Consider the following 16,475-nt stretch of genomic DNA (forward strand, 5'->3'; position numbering starts at 1 on the left):
TTGTTCAGTTGGGGTTGGCGTTGCGCCGCGAGAGGGCCGCTCGTACGGCCTGGAGATCCTGGGGCGTGTTGACGTCCATCGGGACGCTGTCGATGAGACCTATATCGATGCGCATCCCCGCTTCAAGTGCGCGCAACTGCTCGAGGCTCTCGCGCTTTTCCAGCGCCGAGGGGGGAAGCGAGACGAACCGGTCGAGTGCGCTGCGCCGGTAGGCGTAGAGGCCGATATGCTGGTAGAGCGGACCGGGGCCGGAGGGAGCCGTTGCCCTGGTGAAATAAAGGGCCCGCAGGCGGCGCTCCGACACCGGCGTACCCACCGCCTTGACGGCGCCGGGGTCGTCACGCAGCGCCTCGTTGAGAATTTCGGTCGCGATCGTGCCGATGTCGACGGCCGGATCCGCCAGCGGGTCGAACGCCGCCCTGATTGCCTCCCGCTCGATCAGCGGCACGTCGCCCTGCAGGTTGAGGATGACGTCGTACCGACGCTCGGGGTCGACAGCCTCGGCTGCGGCCCGGACCCGGTCGGATCCGCTCGGCAGGGCAGGGTCCGTCAGCACGGCGGTCCCGCCGGCCGTCTCGACCGCCGCCTTGATGCGCGGATCGTCGCAGGCGACCACCACCGGTCCGATCCCGGCGGCCTCGCCACGTTCCATGACGTGAACGATCATCGGTTTCCCGGCAATATCGGCAAGCGGCTTGTCAGGCAGGCGCGTGGACGCCATGCGCGCCGGAATGATGACGAGTGCAGGCCTCACGGGCGCTCTTCCGGCCGCTCTCGTCCGGGTTTGGACGGCGCGGTGCGACATGCGGTGATTTGTATCATGGATTGCTCTTTTATACCTATGGACACGAGCGTCAAAAACTTTGTAGTTTCCGGCAACTTTTTCACCACGCGCGCGTGTTGCGCGGGGCCGGTTCGCATTGGCCTCGCAGCAACCGAGGGAGTTGGAGCCAGCGGGAATGAATTCTGCCAAGCTAAATATGGTCGCCGGCGCCGTCCTGTCCGTCCTTCTCGTGACGATGGGTCTCGGTATCGTTTCGGACATTATCTTCCACGCGGAAGATCCGGCGATCCCGGGCTACGAGATCGTTGTCGCCGACGCGGACAGCTCGGACGCCCCGGCGAAGGAAGCCCCGCAGGTCGAACCGATCGCGGTTCGTCTGGCAAGCGCCTCCGCGGAGAACGGCGAGAAGCTGACGCGCGCATGTGCCGCGTGCCACGATTTTTCGCAGGGCGGGGCCAACAAGGTCGGTCCGGCACTGTGGGATGTGCTCGGTCGCGCTCCCGGCTCGCATGAAGGTTTCCGCTATTCCGGCGCCATGCAGGAATACGGGCAGTCGGCAGGCGCCTGGGACTACGAGAACCTGGATGCCTTCCTCGCGGCTCCCAAGACGGTCGTGTCGGGTACCTCGATGGGGTATGCAGGCATGAAGAAGCCCGCCGATCGCGCCGACCTGGTCGCCTATCTCCGTACCCTGGCGGAAAGCCCGATGGCATTGCCGGAAGCGCCTGCCGAAGGGGCCGAGACGCCGGCCGAAGGGGCCGAAGCACCGGCCGCGGAAGCTCCGGCGACCGGGACCGAGACGCCGGCCGCCAACCAGTAGGGGCCGCCATTGGCGCGCTGACAACCGTTTGAAGGCCGGGCTTGCTGCCCGGCCTTTTCGCATGCAGCTTGCGCCGCGTCGTGCGTAAACCGGATTGCAAGTTGTTTGCCCTAGCGTCAAATTGTCGAACCTTGAAACCGTGCGGACTTCTCCGCGGCTTCCCGGCTGAGAATGGGTTGTTGGCTTGGTGAAGGTTCGGCGTAGAATTGACAATATCGGTCCCTCCGGGCTGGGGGCGTGATGAGGTAATTTTAGGGAGGGCGAGACAGCGCTCCCGCAGGAATGGCCCGCCGCATGGCGCAGTGGAGCGCCGGCTGCCTATGCCTCATGGATGCACGGGGACAGATGACGCAGACGTCGGCTGGAAAGGAACTGGCGCATATCCGGTGGCGACACCGGGCGGTCGCTGCCGCCGTTCTGCTGGTGGTTTGCGTGTTCGGCATCGGGGTGACGGGCTATATTTCCGTCCTGCTGACAGAAAACGCGCGCAAGCGCGTTCAGAACGAGACGCTTGCGCGCCTGTCCGAGGCGCGCGCCCGGCTCGAGGGCGAGATCGGCGCCACCCTTTACATCTCCCAGGGACTGGTAAGCTTCACGGCCATCAACAGTGATTTGACCCAGCGTCAGTTTCGCCGTTTCGCCGAGGAGATTTCCGCGGCCAACAGGCATATCAAGCTGATCGCCCTGGCTCCCGACAACATTGTCAAATACGTCTATCCGTTGATGGGCAATCTGCGCGCCCTGGGGCTCGACTACCGCACCAACGAAGCGCAATGGCCGGTTGTGAAGCGGGTCATGGAAGAGCGCCGCACGATCGTTGCGGGACCTGTGAACCTCGTACAGGGCGGGCAGGCGCTGATCGCGCGCTCGCCGGTGCTTATCCCCGTCGACGACAGCGAAAGCTCCCTGGATCGCCTCTACTGGGGTGTCGCCTCCGTGGTCATCGACATCCAGGCCCTGTTCGCCGATGCCGGGATCCGGCCCGAGGCGAACGGGTATTATTTCGCCATTCGGGGCGCCGACGGGCTCGGAGCGGATGGCGGCATGATCATGGGCGATCCGAACCTCTTCGAGGAAGACGCGCTCGTGTTGCCGGTCAGCCTTCCCAACGGCACCTGGCAGATAGCCAGTCGCCCGGTGTCGGGATGGATCATCACCTCGCCCGAGACGCAGATCGCCCATGTGGTCGGTTTCGGCGTGACTTTCGCGATCGCGTCCTTGTCGGTGCTTGTGGTGCTGGCCCAGCAGCGTGCCCGTTCCATGGCCTTGCACGATGCGCTTACGGGGCTGCCCAACCGGCGGCTTCTGGAGGACCGCCTCGAACAGCTGGCGGCGCTCAGCGAGCGCACCGGCTTCGGCTTTCAGGTGTTCTTTGTCGATCTCAACGCGTTCAAGCCGATCAACGACACGTTCGGGCATGCGGTCGGCGACATGGTGCTGAAGGAGGTGGGCAACCGGCTGCGGCTCGAAACGCGGGACTCCGACACGATTGCCCGTATCGGGGGAGACGAATTCGTCGTTGTCGTTCCCGGTGTCATCCATCATCCGACGACAACCAGCATTGCAGCGCGCTTGCGGGAAGTGGTGAGCGAGCCGGTGCAGGTCGGCGATCATGTCATTGCGATCCGGGCAAGCGTGGGCTGGGCAACCTATCCGGACGATGCGACGACGATACCGGATATCCTTGAACTGGCGGACCGTCGCATGTATCGCGACAAGCTCGCGGCCGCCTGACCGGGCCTGGCGAGCTGTTTTTTCGATTAAACTTTTGTCATGAAGCGTTTCGCGCCTGTCGGCAGGGCGACGAACCCCCTAGTATATGTCTGGAGAGAAATTCAAAGCGAAGGACCGGTTGCCGGCGTCCGCGCCGGTTGGCGGTGCTCACAACCAGACGGAACCGTTCGATCGCCATGATGCAAACCAATCCCATCCCGACCGAGGCGCAGGCCGGCCTGCGTGCAGTTCGTTCTATCGCGGCCACGGCCGGCGACAGGCATGCTGACAGTGCCGGCGCATGGTTTGCGGTTCCGCTTCTGGCACTGGTCATGCTGCTTGCGGCAATGTCCGCCGGACTTGCCCAGTCGGAACCAGAGTGGCGGCACGGAGCGGCGCTGAGCGGCGAGCCGAAATATGCGGAAGGGTTCGAGCACTTCGATTACGTCAATCCGGACGCACCCAAGGGGGGCATCGTGCGGCTCGGCGAATCCACCGGCTTCGACACGCTCAATCCGATCCTGCCGAAGGGCAACACCGCACCCGGTCTCGGGCTGATGTACGATTCCCTGCTGGAGCCGGCGCTCGACGAGATCAACATCAACGCCGAATACGGTTTGATCGCGGAGGCTTTCCGCTACCCAGACGATTACTCCTGGGTGGAGTACCGGCTCAATCCGCAGGCCCGCTGGCATGACGGAACGCCGATCAGTGTCGATGACGTGATCTGGAGCTTCGGCAAGCTGAAAGAAGTCAATCCCAGCCAGGCCTTCTACTACCGGCACGTGACGAGTGCCGAGGCCATGGCGGAGCGCGTCGTGCGTTTCACCTTCGATGCGCCGGGAAATCGGGAACTGCCCAAGATCGTGGGCCAGCTGATCGTCCTGCCCAAGCACTGGTGGGAGGGAACCGGCGCCAACGGGGCTCCCCGCGATATCTCCGGCGCGACGCTGGAGGCACCGCTCGGATCGGGCCCCTACCGCATCGGCGCGTTCGAGCCCGGCCGCTACATCGAATACGAGCGCGTTGCCGATTACTGGGCGAACGAGCACCCGGTGCGGGTCGGCACCAACAATTTCGACAAGCTGCGCTACGAGAGCTACCGCGACCAGACCGTTCTCCTGCAGGCCTTCAAGGCCGACCAGTATGACTTCCGCGCCGAGAACAGCGCCAAGAACTGGGCCACCGGCTACGATTTTCCGGCGGTCAGGGACGGACGCGTCGTCCTCGAGACCTTCCCGGACAAGGCGCGCGGGATCATGCAGGCCTTCGTCCTGAACCTGCGCCGCGAGCCGTTCTCGGATATTCGCGTCCGGCGGGCATTCAACCTCGCGTTTGACTTCGAGACGGCCAACAAGACCGTCTTCTTCGGCCAGTACAAGCGCATTCCTTCCTATTTCGCCGGAACGGAACTCGCATCGAGCGGTCTGCCGCAAGGAAAGGAACTGGAGATCCTGGAAAGCGTGCGCGATCTCGTGCCCGAGCGGGTCTTCACCACGCCCTATGAAAATCCGGTCAATGGCGATCCGGCCTCGTTGCGCGAGAACCTGCGCGAGGCGGTCGAATTGCTGCGCGAGGCCGGATACGAGTTGCGCGGGCGGCAAATGGTCAACGTGGCGAGCGGGGAGCCGCTGGAGATCGAGTTCCTGGACAACGACCCCAATTCCGAGCGCTATGTTCTGCCCTACGCGCACAACCTGGAGCGTATCGGCATCAAGATGACGCTGCGCACGGTCGATACGCCGCAATACATCAACCGTATCCGCGAGCGCGACTTCGACGTGACGACGCTCGGCTGGGCCCAGTCCCTGTCGCCGGGCAACGAGCAGCGCGACTACTGGGGCAGCGAGGCGGCGGACCGACCCCAGTCGCGCAACTATGGCGGCATCAAGGATGCAGGCATCGACGCCCTGATCGAAAAGGTGATCTATGCCGGCGACCGGGACGAGTTGGTCGCCGCGACGCGGGCGCTCGACCGGGTGCTGATGGCGCATCACTACGTTGTGCCGCAGTTCTATATCGACGTTGACCGGACCGCCCGCTGGGACCGTTTCGGCCATCCGGAAAACATTCCCGAATACACCCACGGCTTCCCCACGATCTGGTGGTGGGATGCGCAAAAGGCCGAACGCGTCGGAGGCCGGGGATGAGCGGGGACGCCAACCGAACCCTGCTGGCTCGGCTGTATCCGAGCCGGCGCGAGATGCTGGCCGGCGTTGCGGCCTTTTCCGCGGCAACGCTTCTCCCGGTTCGCTCCGGTCTTGCCGAGGAGGCGGTGGACCGCCGCCACGGCCTGTCCGTCTTCGGCGATCTGAAATATCCGCAAGAGTTCGGCAGTTTCGACTATGTCGACCCGTCAGCGCCGAAGGACGGCCGGATCTCCTTTACCGCACCGTCCTGGGCCTATAACCAGAACCCGCAGACCTTCAACAGCTTCAACACGTTCATTCTCAAGGGCGATGCCCCGCCCCGGATGGAACTGTGTTTCGACACGCTGATGGTGCGCGCCCTCGACGAACCGGACGCCGTCTACGGCCTGGTGGCCGAAAGCGTCGAGGTGTCGGAGGACGGCAATGCCTACACGTTCAACCTCAGGCCCGAGGCGCGCTTTCACGACGAAAGCCCCCTGACGGCCGAGGATGTCGCCTTCTCGCTGGCGACGCTGAAGGAGAAGGGGCATCCCTCCATCCGGCAGGTGCTGCGCGAGCTGGACGAGGCGCGGGTCGACGGAACGCACCGGGTGACGCTGGTGTTCTCCGGCCGGCAGTCGCGCAAGGTGCCGCTGATCGCGACCGGAATGCCGATCTTCTCCAAGGCCTACTACACCCGCTACGATTTCGAGCAGACGACGCTGACGCCGCCCCTGTCTTCCGGGCCGTACAAGGTGGGCCGCCACGAGGTCGGGCGCTATGTCGAATACGAGCGTGTCGCGTCCTGGTGGGGGGCGGACCTGCCGGTCAGTCGCGGCCATTACAATTTTTCCCGCGTGCGGCTGGAATTCTTCCGAGATCGCCAGGTGGATTTCGAGGCGTTCAAGAAGGGCGTGACGACGTTTCGCGAGGAGTTCACCTCACGTACCTGGGCGACGGAGTATAATTTTCCCGCCGTCGTGGACGGCCGCGTCACGCGGGAGGAAATTCCCGACGGGCGGCCCTCGGGCGGCCAGGGCTGGTTCCTGAATACCCGCCGGTCGAAATTCTCCGACCCGCGGATTCGCCAGGCGCTGGGGCTCGCCTTCGATTTCGAATGGACCAACGCCTCGCTGTTCTTTGGCGCCTACGAACGCACCCGTTCCTTCTTTCAGAATTCTCCCATGCTGGCGAAAGGCGAACCCGATGCCGCCGAGCTGGCGCTGCTCGAGCCCTGGCGGGGCAAGGTCCCCGAGGCGGTCTTCGGTCCGGCGATCGTGCCGCCGGTCTCCGACGGCAGCGGCCAGGATCGGTCGATGCTGCGCGAGGCGGACCGGCTGCTGCGCGAAGCCGGGTGTCGCCGAGACGGGGCGAGATTGCTGCTGCCGGACGGCCAGCCCCTCGCCTTCGAGATCATGTCGAACACGACGACCTTCGAGCGCGTCACGCTGCCCTATATCAACAACCTGGAACGCCTGGGCATTGCCGCCAATTTCCGTGTCGTCGATCCGGCGCAATACCAGGCCCGGATCAACGACTACGACTACGACGTGGTCTCGCGCCGTTTCGCGCTGCCGGCGACGCTGGGCGAGGAGATCCGCCAGTACTGGGGATCGGAGGCGGCGGACACGCCCGGCTCCAGCAACCTGTCCGGGATCAGGGATGCGGCCGTCGATGCGCTGGTGGGCAAGATCCTTGCCGCGACGACCCGCGAGGAGATGACGGTTGCCGCCCGTGCGCTGGACCGGGTGCTGCGGGCTGGCTACTACTGGGTGCCGCACTGGTACAAGGCGGTTCACACCGTCGCCAAGTGGGATATCTTCGGCCGACCGGCCACTCCGCCGGAGCACGGGTTCGCCCCGGAGGCGCATTGGTGGTTCGACCGGGAAAGCGCCGAACGCATCGGCGTCCAATGACAAGGGCGGTCGCAGGCCGCGGGCGGAACGGCTGCATGATCATGCAGGTCGCCGTTTCTCGAGAAAGGGATCTCTGACACGATGGGCGCCTACATCCTGCGCCGGCTGTTGCTGATCGTGCCGACGCTGGTCGGCATCATGGCCATCAATTTCGTCATCATCCAGTTCGCGCCCGGCGGGCCTGTCGAGCGGGTGATCGCGCAGCTCCAGGGCACCGACGTCTCCGCGACCGCCCGGATTTCCGGCGGCGGAAGCGACTTCGCCGGCAGCGGCGCGGATACGAGTGGCGAGGCAGCAGGCGGTTCGAAGTATCGCGGCGCGCAAGGGCTCGATCCGGAGTTCATCAAGGATCTCGAACGTCAGTTCGGCTTCGACAAACCGCCGCTCGAGCGCTTCGCCGGCATGTTGTGGGACTATGCCCGCTTCGATTTCGGCGACAGTTATTTCCGCGACATCGCTGTGCTCGACCTGATCCTCGAAAAAATGCCGGTGTCGATATCGCTCGGCCTGTGGATGACCTTCATCTCCTACATGATTTCGATCCCGCTCGGCATTCGCAAGGCGGTCAGGGACGGTTCGCGTTTCGATGTCTGGACGTCGGCGGTGATCGTCGTCGGCTACGCGATCCCCGGTTTTCTCTTCGCCGTCCTGCTGATCGTGCTCTTTGCCGGCGGCTCGTTCCTCGACTGGTTTCCCTTGCGCGGCCTCACCTCGGAGAACTGGGAGCAGTTGTCCTGGCCCGCCCGCATCCTGGACTATTTCTGGCATCTGGCGCTGCCGCTCACCGCGATGGTGCTCTCGGCCTTCGCCACGGTGACATTGCTGACGAAGAATTCGTTCCTCGACGAGATCCGCAAGCAGTATGTCCAGACGGCAAGGGCCAAGGGGCTGAACGAGCGGCAGGTGCTCTACGGCCACGTTTTCCGCAACGCCATGCTGATCGTGATTGCCGGGTTCCCGGGGGCGTTCATCTCGTCCTTCTTCGCCGGATCGCTGCTGATCGAGACGATTTTCTCGCTCGACGGTCTCGGCCTGCTCGGCTTCGAGGCGGTGATCAACCGGGACTATGCCGTGGTCTTCGCCACGCTCTATATCTTCTCGCTCATGGGCCTGCTGGTGAACCTGATTTCCGATCTCACCTATACCTGGATCGATCCGCGCATCGACTTCGAAAGCCGGGAGGTCTGAGATGGCGGATCACCCGATGAACGGGCCGGGAAGCGTTGCCGCAGGGGCGGGCACGAGCGCGCGGGTGGACCGGCCGACCGGTTTCCTGTCGCCGATCAATCGCCGCCGCCTGATCAATTTCAAGGCCAACCGCCGCGGCTACTGGTCGCTGTGGATCTTCATGGTGCTGTTCGTGCTGTCGCTGCTTGCCGAACTTCTCGTCAACGACAAGCCAATTGTCGTTGTCTACAAGGGAGAGGTGCTGGCGCCGATCCTGGTCGACTATCCGGAGGAAAAGTTCGGCGGCTTCCTTGCCGTGACGGATTACCGCGACCCTTATATCCAGGAAGAGATCAACACCAATGGCTGGATGCTCTGGCCGCTGGTCCGCTACTCGTATCGCACTGTGAACAACGAGATCCCGGTGCCGGCCCCGGCTCCGCCCTCCTGGCTGCTTGAAAAGCAGGAGCGCTGCAGCCGCTACCCGCTCGGTGCCGATGATCCGAACTGCACGCTGGGCAACTGGAACTGGCTGGGCACCGACGACCAGGGCCGGGACGTCGTCGCGCGCCTCGTCTACGGGTTCCGGATCTCGGTCCTGTTCGGGCTGGCGCTGACCGTCGCCTCCTCGGTGATCGGCATCGGCGCCGGTGCGGTGCAGGGCTATTATGGCGGCTGGACCGATCTTCTGTTCCAGCGTTTCATCGAGATCTGGACGGCGATTCCCACCCTCTATCTGATCCTGATCGTTTCTTCCGTACTGATACCCGGCTTCTGGACCCTGTTCACGATCCTGCTCGCCTTCTCCTGGGTGGCGCTGGTCGGGGTGGTGCGGGCCGAGTTCCTGCGCGCCCGGAACTTCGAATATGTGACGGCGGCGCGCGCGCTTGGCGTTGGCAATGCCACGATCATGTGGCGCCACCTGCTGCCCAACGCGATGGTGGCGACGCTGACCTTCATGCCCTTCATCCTCAACGGCTCGATCTCGACACTGACCGCGCTCGACTTCCTCGGCTTCGGCCTGCCGCCGGGCTCCGCCTCGCTTGGCGAGCTTCTGGCGCAGGGCAAGAACAACCTCCAGGCCCCCTGGCTCGGGATCACCGGCTTCATCGTCATCTCGACCATGCTGAGCCTGCTGATCTTCATCGGCGAGGCGGTGCGCGACGCCTTCGATCCGCGCAAGAGCTTCGCGTGATAGTCTGGTCAAAACCAGTGGATATCCGGTCATGAACAGGATCATCAAAAAGCACTATCCGGCAGCGAACCTGCCAGTGGATCTGCGGTCCGGTCTGCCGTCTGGAAGCTTTGTGAACATCACGATAGAGACGGAAGATGGCGTGCGCGCGTCGTCGACCATCGATACCTTGAAGGCTGATCTCGAACGCGCGAGGCGTAACCTTAAGAACCCTGTTTCGCTGGAGGCGGCGACAGAGCGCGTGAGAGATCTGCGCAACGAGTGGGACGACTGATGGAACCCATTCGAAAATTGTATCTCGATACGAATATATTCATTTTACTTGGCGAGGGCGAAGAAGATCCACGGAGGAATCGGGTGCTCGATATCGTCGTTTCCCAGAAGGAGGAAACGGAGAAATTTCTTGCCACCAGTGATCTTACATTGGCTGAATTGCTGGTTCGGCCCTACCGGGATGGCAACGAGGATCTTATAAAGCTCTACGATCACTGGATCGATTCGCAAAATACCTGGTTGGATGTGGGAGCTGTTACCCGAGACGTCTTGTGGTTTGCTGCTGTTCTGCGCAATCAATACCCAACCGTGAAGCTGCCGGACGCTATCCACTTGTCGACTGCGGTGGGTCTTGAATGCACCCATGTCGTGACTGCAGACGAAAAGCTTCCAAGGGAAATCAGCTTGACTCATTCGAGATGGGGATGGAGGCGCTCTGCTCCTCCGTTGCGCCTCGTTTCGCCAACCGTTGAAAATCTTCAGGCAATTCTGGAACAACGCCAATGATGGTCGAAAAGTCGCTTCTTTCCGTCCGCGACCTCTCCGTCGCCTTCACCCAGAACGGCGTCACCCAGACCGCGGTCGACCGCGTCTCCTTCGATATCGCGCCCGGCGAGACCGTCGCGCTGGTCGGCGAGAGCGGGTCGGGCAAGTCCGTCTCGGCACTGTCGGCCGTGCGGCTGCTGCCTTATCCGGCGGCCTCGCATCCGACCGGCGAAATCCTGTTCAAGGGCGAGGACGTGCTCAAGGCCGGGGAGGTCGCGCTGAGACGCATCCGCGGCAACGAGATCTCGATGATCTTCCAGGAGCCGATGACCTCGCTCAACCCGCTGCACACGGTGGAAAAGCAGGTGGCCGAGGTGCTGAAGCTGCACCGGGGGATGGGCGAGACGGCGGCGCGCAAGCGCGTGGTGCAACTGCTTGATCAGGTCGGCATCCGCGATCCGGAAAGCCGTCTGCAGAGCTATCCTCATCAGCTCTCCGGCGGCCAGCGCCAGCGCGTCATGATCGCGATGGCTCTTGCCAACGAGCCGGACCTTCTTATCGCCGACGAGCCGACCACCGCGCTCGACGTCACCGTCCAGGCTCAGATCCTGAAGCTGCTGAAGGACCTGCAGCGCGACACCGGCATGGCGATGCTGTTCATCACCCATGACCTCGGCATCGTTCGCAAGGTGGCCGACCGCGTCTGTGTGATGACCGGGGGCAAGATCGTCGAGAGCGGAGATGTCGCGCAGGTCTTCGAGAACCCGCAGCACGATTACACGCGTCACCTGATCGAGGCCGAACCGAAGGGCAAGCCGCCCGTGACCGACGACCGGCGCCCGATCGTTGTCGAGGCGAAGGACGTCAAGGTCTGGTTTCCGGTCAGGCGGGGCTTCCTGCGGCGGACCGTCGACCACATCAAGGCGGTCGACGGCATTGACGTCACCGTGCGCGAGGGCCAGACGCTCGGCATTGTCGGCGAGAGCGGATCCGGCAAGACGACGCTCGGCCTCGCCCTGCTTCGGATGATCTCCTCCACGGGCAAGATCCGTTTCGGCACGCGAGACATCGACACCCTGTCCTGGAAGGACATGCGTCCGCTTCGCCGCGACATGCAGGTGGTGTTCCAGGACCCGTTCGGCTCGCTTTCCCCGCGCATGTCGGTGGCCGATATTGTCGGCGAGGGGCTGGCGGTCCACTTCCCGGGGATCTCGGCGGACGAGCGCGACGCCAAGGTGGCCGCGGCCCTTGTCGAGGTCGGCCTCGACGAGAACACCCGCTTCCGCTATCCGCACGAGTTCTCCGGCGGCCAGCGCCAGCGCATTTCGATTGCCCGTGCCATGGTGCTGCAGCCGAAATTCGTCATGCTCGACGAGCCCACCTCGGCACTCGACATGAGCGTGCAGGCGCAGGTGGTCGACCTCCTGCGCGACCTGCAGAAGCGCCACGGCCTCGCCTACCTCTTCATCTCGCATGACTTGAAGGTTGTCCGGGCGCTCGCCAACGAGGTGGTCGTCATGCGTGCCGGCAAGGTGGTGGAGGCAGGTGCCGCGGCCGATATCTTCGACGCGCCGAGAACCGACTACACGAAGGCGCTGATGGCCGCCGCCTTCCATCTGGAGACGGCGGATACGGGCGTGGTCAGCGAGTAGGCCTCACTCCAGCCAGCAGGTGGCGCGCCGGCCCGCTTTTTCCTGCTCGAACCCGAGGGTGCGGCGGGTCTTGAAGCCGATCAGCCCGTCGGCGCCGCCGACATCGTGGCCCTTTCCTTCAAGTGTCAGTTGCAGCTTGCGGACGGCGCCGCGCGAGCGCGTCTTTACGTCCTTCCAGCCCTGCACGAAGCCTGAATTGCTGCCGTAGCGATCGGCGAGATGACCGACGAAGAGCGCGTAGACGTCCGATTCGTTATAGGCCTTGAGCACATAGAAATTGTCGGTGGCGATGAAGGCCGGGCCGTTGCGTCCTGCCGGCATCAGGAGGAAGCCGGGCTGCGGCAACTCATGCGGGGGGAAGGGGCGGTCCTTCACGCGCGTGACGCCCTCCGCCACCCAGGCCAAAATCGGCTGGCCGCGGTCCGGCCCCTCGCGCGAACAGGAGACGGAGGCCGGGATGACCGCCTCATAGCCCCAGTCGCGCCCCTTCACCCAGCCATACCAGGCAAGGTAGTTGGCGATGGAGGCGAGCGTATCGGGCACCGACCGCCAGATGTCACGCTTGCCGTCGCCGTCGAAATCGACAGCGAGCCGCAGGAAGCTGGAGGGCAGGAACTGCGGCTGACCGAGGGCCCCGCCCCAGGAACTTTTCATCTCGGTGCGGGAGATGTGCCCGTCCGCCAGGATCTGCAGCGCCGCGACGGTTTCCTTTGCGAAAAAGTCGCGCCGGTCGCCCATGAAGGCGCGGGTTGCCAGTGTTCTCAGCGCGTCATGGGGAATGCGCGCGCCGCCATAGCCGGATTCCCTTGCCCAGATGGCGAGCAGGATGCGCGAGGGCACGCCGTATTTTCGTTCGATCCGGGCCAGTGTGTCCTGGTGGGTGCGGGCAAGCGCCCATCCGCGATTGACCAGCGCGTTGAACTGGCTGTCGCGGAAATAGCCTCCCGGCGCGCGAAACTCCGACTGGTAGTTGACGGAAGGCGGGCGCTCCGGCCCGTCCGGGTCGCCGAGGCCGGGAAGCGAGGTGTCCGGCGAAAGGCCCTTGAGTTCGCGTGCGATCACGGAAGCTGAAACACCCGCCTCGCGCGCGGCCGGCACGATGCGGGTCTCCAGGAAGCTTGAAAATTTCGCCTGGAGGCCTTGCTGGGCCGCAGCCGGCAAGCTCGGGAGAGCGAGCAATGCGGCGATGAGAGACAGACGGAAGATGACGGTCAGGGCGCGTTGCATGATGATCCGGTGCGGTTTGCCTTGCACCGGCGAGCCTAGCACGCCCGGTGCCGTGTTTCATTTGCCCGCGCTTGTTGACTGGCCGAAGCTCAGAACGCGGTGCGGGCTTTCAGCGCCTGGGCGAGCGTTCCCTCGTCGAGATAGTCGAGCTCGCCGCCGACCGGCACGCCGTGGGCGAGGCGCGTCACCTTGACGTCGAACCCGCGCAAGCGGTCGGTGATGTAGTGGGCCGTCGTCTGCCCCTCGACCGTTGCGTTGACGGCAAGCACGATCTCGGTGACTTCGCCTTCGGCCACCCGCGCGACCAGCTTGTCGATGGTCAGGTCGTCCGGCCCGATGCCGTCAAGCGGCGAAAGCGTCCCGCCAAGCACATGGTAGCGGCAGTTGAGGGCTCCGGCCCGCTCCAGCGCCCACAGGTCGGCGACATCCTCGACGACCACCACCGTGGCGCCGTCGCGGCGCGTGTCGGCGCAGATCGTGCAAGGGTCGCTGGTGTCGACCGTGCCGCAGGTGGAGCATACGGTGACATGCTCCACCGCCACGCCCATGGCCTGGGCGAGCGGGATCAGCAACTGATCCTTCTTCTTGATCAGATGGAGCGCCGCGCGCCGGGCCGAACGGGGACCCAGCCCCGGCAGCTTGGCGAGCAGCTGGATCAGCCGTTCGACCTCGGGTCCGGCCACCGCGCGATTGTTCATCGGATCAGAACGGCAGCTTGAAACCGGCGGGGAGGCCGAGGCCGCCCATCATTTCCTGGGTCTTTTCCTGCAGCATCGCCTCGGCCTTCGCCTTGGCGTCCTGATGGGCCGCAAGGATGAGGTCTTCCAGGATGTCGACCTCGTCGGCCTTGGCGAGCGAGGGGTCGATGCGGATCCCCTTGAGCTCTCCCTTGCCGGACAGGGTGACGGTGACCATGCCGCCGGCCGCCGCGCCGTCGACGGTGAGGGAGGCGATCTCCTCCTGCAGGGAGCCCATCTGCTCCTGCATCTGTTTCGCCTGCTTCATCATCTTCATAATGTCCATCGTGGTCTCCTTGGCGCGCCCGACCCTCAACGGCCCGTGCGGTCGGAAAATAGGGGCTGCCGGCGGTGTTCTCCGATCCGGCGCCCGCTTCAGATATCGGGATCGGTGTCGTCTTCGACCGGGGCCATGTCAAGGGGCGTGTCTTCCGCAGTGCTGACGCGCACGTCGACAACCTTGGCCCCCGGGAAGGTGGCGAGAAGGGCGGCGACCGCGGGCTCCGCTTTGGCGTCGGAGATGAGTTGGCGCTGCGTCTCCTCGCGCTCCTCGTGAAGCGTCGGGCGCCCTTCCGTTCTCGACACGGTGACGATCCAGCGCCGGCCTGTCCATTCGCTCAGCTTGCGGCCGAGACGCCCGGCAAGGTCGGGATCGGCGTCCCTTACCGGCTGGATCTCGATCCGGCCCGGTTCGAAGCGCACCAGCCGCATCTGCCGCTCGATCTCGACCTTCAGGCGAATGTCGCGCTTTTCCGCGGCGAGGGCGGCGCAGTCGGCAAGCGACATCGGGCCGTCATGGGCCGGTTCCTCGGCTTGCGGCCGGGGTGCGAACTGCGCCTGATGGCGCGGCTCGGTCTCGGAGCGGCGCGCAGCCAGGGCGGCACCTCCCGACAGCGCTTGCAGGCGTGGCGGAGCGCCGGCCGAGGTGGCAGTGCCGCCGGAAGAGACGGAAGGCGGAGCGGCAACGGAGGGTTCGACCGCGACTTGCTGTGGAGGGGGAGGGGGCGCGCTTGCCACTGTCCCGCCGGTCGGGGGTGTTTGTGCCGGCAGCGCCGAGGCAAGGGCCTCGCCCTGGCCGGCGCGCAGCAGCTTCAGCGCTTCCTCCGGATCGGGCAGGTCCGCGGCATAGGCGAGACGCACCAGAACCATGTCGGCGGCCAGGTGCGGCTTTGGAGCGGCCTGGACCTCTTCGATGCCCTTCAGCAGGATCTGCCAGGTTCGCGACAGAAGACGCAGCGACAGGCGGGCGGCGAGCTCGCGCCCGCGCAGCCTTTCGGTCTCTGTCACCGAGGCGTCATTGCCGGCGTCGGGCACGATTTTCAGGCGGGTCACCAGATGGGTGAACTCGGCGAGGTCCGAAAGCACGACGACTGGATCCGCGCCGACATCGTACTGGGTCCGGAACTCTGCCATCGCCGCGCCGGCATCGCCCCGCATGAGCTGTTCGAACAGGTCGATGACGCGGGCCCTGTCGGCGAGGCCGAGCATGCCGCGAACGGTATCCGCCGTGATCCCCTCGGCCGCGCCGGGGGCGGCGACGCTGCCATGGGCAATGGCCTGGTCGAGGAGGGAGAGCGAATCGCGCGCCGAGCCTTCGCCGGCACGGGCGACGAGCGCCAGTGCCTCGTCCTCGACCGGGATGCCTTCGGCGGCGGAAATCCGGCGCAGCAGGCCGACCAGCTTGTCGGCGTCGATCCGGCGCAGGTCGAAACGCTGGCAGCGCGACAGCACCGTGACCGGAACCTTGCGGATTTCGGTCGTCGCAAAGATGAATTTCACATGCTCGGGCGGCTCCTCGAGCGTCTTCAGAAGGCCGTTGAAGGCCGACTTGGACAGCATGTGCACTTCGTCGATGATGTAGACCTTGAAGCGGGCCGAGGCAGGGCGGTAGCGCGCCGCCTCGGTGATCTCGCGGATATCGTCGATACCGGTATGCGAGGCGGCGTCCATCTCGATGACGTCGACATGACGCCCGTCCATGATCGCCTCGCAGTGAACGCCGGGGCGGTCGAGATTGACGGTCGGCCGGTCGATCTCGCCGGGGATCTCGTAGTTGAGCCCGCGGGCGAGGATGCGTGCCGTCGTTGTCTTGCCGACGCCGCGAACGCCGGTCAGCATCCAGGCTTGGGCGATCCTGCCTGTCTCGAACGCGTTGCGCAGGGTCTGGACCATCGGCTCCTGGCCGACGAGGTCCTCGAAGCTTCTCGGCCGGTACTTGCGCGCAAGAACCCGATAGCCGGGGTCGCGCGTGCTTCCGCCGGTGCCGTCCGGTGAATTGGGTGTGGAACCATCCATGGCGTCAAGCTTAGCGGTGCGGGCCGGCATTGTTGAGGCCTATTCCGCATGGCGGCGACGATTTCCCCGCCTCCGGTCCCG

General features: G+C 64.8%; 14 protein-coding genes. 9 read left to right on the plus strand and 5 right to left on the minus strand.

Annotated elements, in window-relative coordinates; genetic code table 11:
- Positions 1-4 precede the first annotated feature (4 nt).
- Complete coding sequence (locus ACQY46_RS05110) at positions 5-721, minus strand: 3-deoxy-manno-octulosonate cytidylyltransferase (protein WP_428700417.1); 717 nt, start codon at positions 719-721, stop codon at positions 5-7.
- Positions 722-959: 238 nt separating this feature from the next.
- On the opposite strand from ACQY46_RS05110, the gene ACQY46_RS05115 reads away from it, so the two are divergent.
- From ACQY46_RS05115 to ACQY46_RS05155, 9 genes are all read left to right on the plus strand, one after another.
- Complete coding sequence (locus tag ACQY46_RS05115; protein ID WP_428699209.1) at positions 960-1,604, plus strand: c-type cytochrome; 645 nt, start codon at positions 960-962, stop codon at positions 1,602-1,604.
- Positions 1,605-1,949: 345 nt separating this feature from the next.
- Positions 1,950-3,338, plus strand: a complete 1,389-nt coding sequence (locus ACQY46_RS05120; RefSeq protein WP_428699210.1) for a diguanylate cyclase — start codon at positions 1,950-1,952, stop codon at positions 3,336-3,338.
- A 311-nt stretch (positions 3,339-3,649) separates the two neighbouring features.
- Positions 3,650-5,467, plus strand: a complete 1,818-nt coding sequence (locus tag ACQY46_RS05125) for an extracellular solute-binding protein (RefSeq protein WP_428700418.1) — start codon at positions 3,650-3,652, stop codon at positions 5,465-5,467.
- The gene (locus tag ACQY46_RS05130) at positions 5,464-7,362 is read left to right on the plus strand and encodes an extracellular solute-binding protein (RefSeq protein ID WP_428699211.1); all 1,899 of its coding nucleotides are present in this window, start codon (positions 5,464-5,466) and stop codon (positions 7,360-7,362) included. The genes ACQY46_RS05125 and ACQY46_RS05130 overlap by 4 nt, the downstream gene beginning before the upstream one ends.
- Before the next feature lie 81 nt (positions 7,363-7,443).
- Complete coding sequence (locus ACQY46_RS05135; protein WP_306028109.1) at positions 7,444-8,550, plus strand: microcin C ABC transporter permease YejB; 1,107 nt, start codon at positions 7,444-7,446, stop codon at positions 8,548-8,550.
- 1 nt (position 8,551) lies between these two features.
- Positions 8,552-9,724, plus strand: a complete 1,173-nt coding sequence (locus tag ACQY46_RS05140) for an ABC transporter permease (RefSeq protein WP_428699212.1) — start codon at positions 8,552-8,554, stop codon at positions 9,722-9,724.
- A 31-nt stretch (positions 9,725-9,755) separates the two neighbouring features.
- Positions 9,756-9,998: a hypothetical protein gene (locus ACQY46_RS05145; protein WP_428699213.1), complete on the plus strand. Its 243-nt coding sequence runs from the start codon at positions 9,756-9,758 to the stop codon at positions 9,996-9,998.
- Positions 9,998-10,504 carry a type II toxin-antitoxin system VapC family toxin gene (locus tag ACQY46_RS05150; RefSeq protein ID WP_428699214.1) on the plus strand — a complete coding sequence of 169 codons (507 nt, stop codon included), beginning with the start codon at positions 9,998-10,000 and terminating at the stop codon, positions 10,502-10,504. The genes ACQY46_RS05145 and ACQY46_RS05150 overlap by 1 nt, the downstream gene beginning before the upstream one ends.
- Positions 10,504-12,135, plus strand: a complete 1,632-nt coding sequence (locus ACQY46_RS05155; protein WP_428700419.1) for an ABC transporter ATP-binding protein — start codon at positions 10,504-10,506, stop codon at positions 12,133-12,135. The genes ACQY46_RS05150 and ACQY46_RS05155 overlap by 1 nt, the downstream gene beginning before the upstream one ends.
- A 3-nt stretch (positions 12,136-12,138) precedes the next feature.
- Here ACQY46_RS05155 and ACQY46_RS05160 read toward each other — a convergent pair whose 3' ends face one another.
- The 4 genes from ACQY46_RS05160 to ACQY46_RS05175 all read right to left on the minus strand — a co-directional run bounded on the left by ACQY46_RS05160 (position 12,139) and on the right by ACQY46_RS05175 (position 16,394).
- Positions 12,139-13,362, minus strand: coding sequence for a lytic murein transglycosylase (locus ACQY46_RS05160; protein ID WP_428699215.1), 1,224 nt, complete (start codon positions 13,360-13,362; stop codon positions 12,139-12,141).
- A gap of 89 nt (positions 13,363-13,451) precedes the next feature.
- Complete coding sequence (recR, locus tag ACQY46_RS05165) at positions 13,452-14,060, minus strand: recombination mediator RecR (RefSeq protein WP_428699216.1); 609 nt, start codon at positions 14,058-14,060, stop codon at positions 13,452-13,454.
- A gap of 4 nt (positions 14,061-14,064) precedes the next feature.
- Positions 14,065-14,385, minus strand: a complete 321-nt coding sequence (locus ACQY46_RS05170; protein WP_306028113.1) for a YbaB/EbfC family nucleoid-associated protein — start codon at positions 14,383-14,385, stop codon at positions 14,065-14,067.
- 89 nt (positions 14,386-14,474) lie between these two features.
- Entirely contained in the window at positions 14,475-16,394 is a 1,920-nt protein-coding gene (locus tag ACQY46_RS05175) for a DNA polymerase III subunit gamma/tau (RefSeq protein WP_428699217.1), read from the minus strand.
- Positions 16,395-16,475: the final 81 nt, after the last annotated feature.

This window comes from Stappia sp. (assembly GCF_965276915.1).
Lineage (GTDB): Bacteria > Pseudomonadota > Alphaproteobacteria > Rhizobiales > Stappiaceae > Stappia.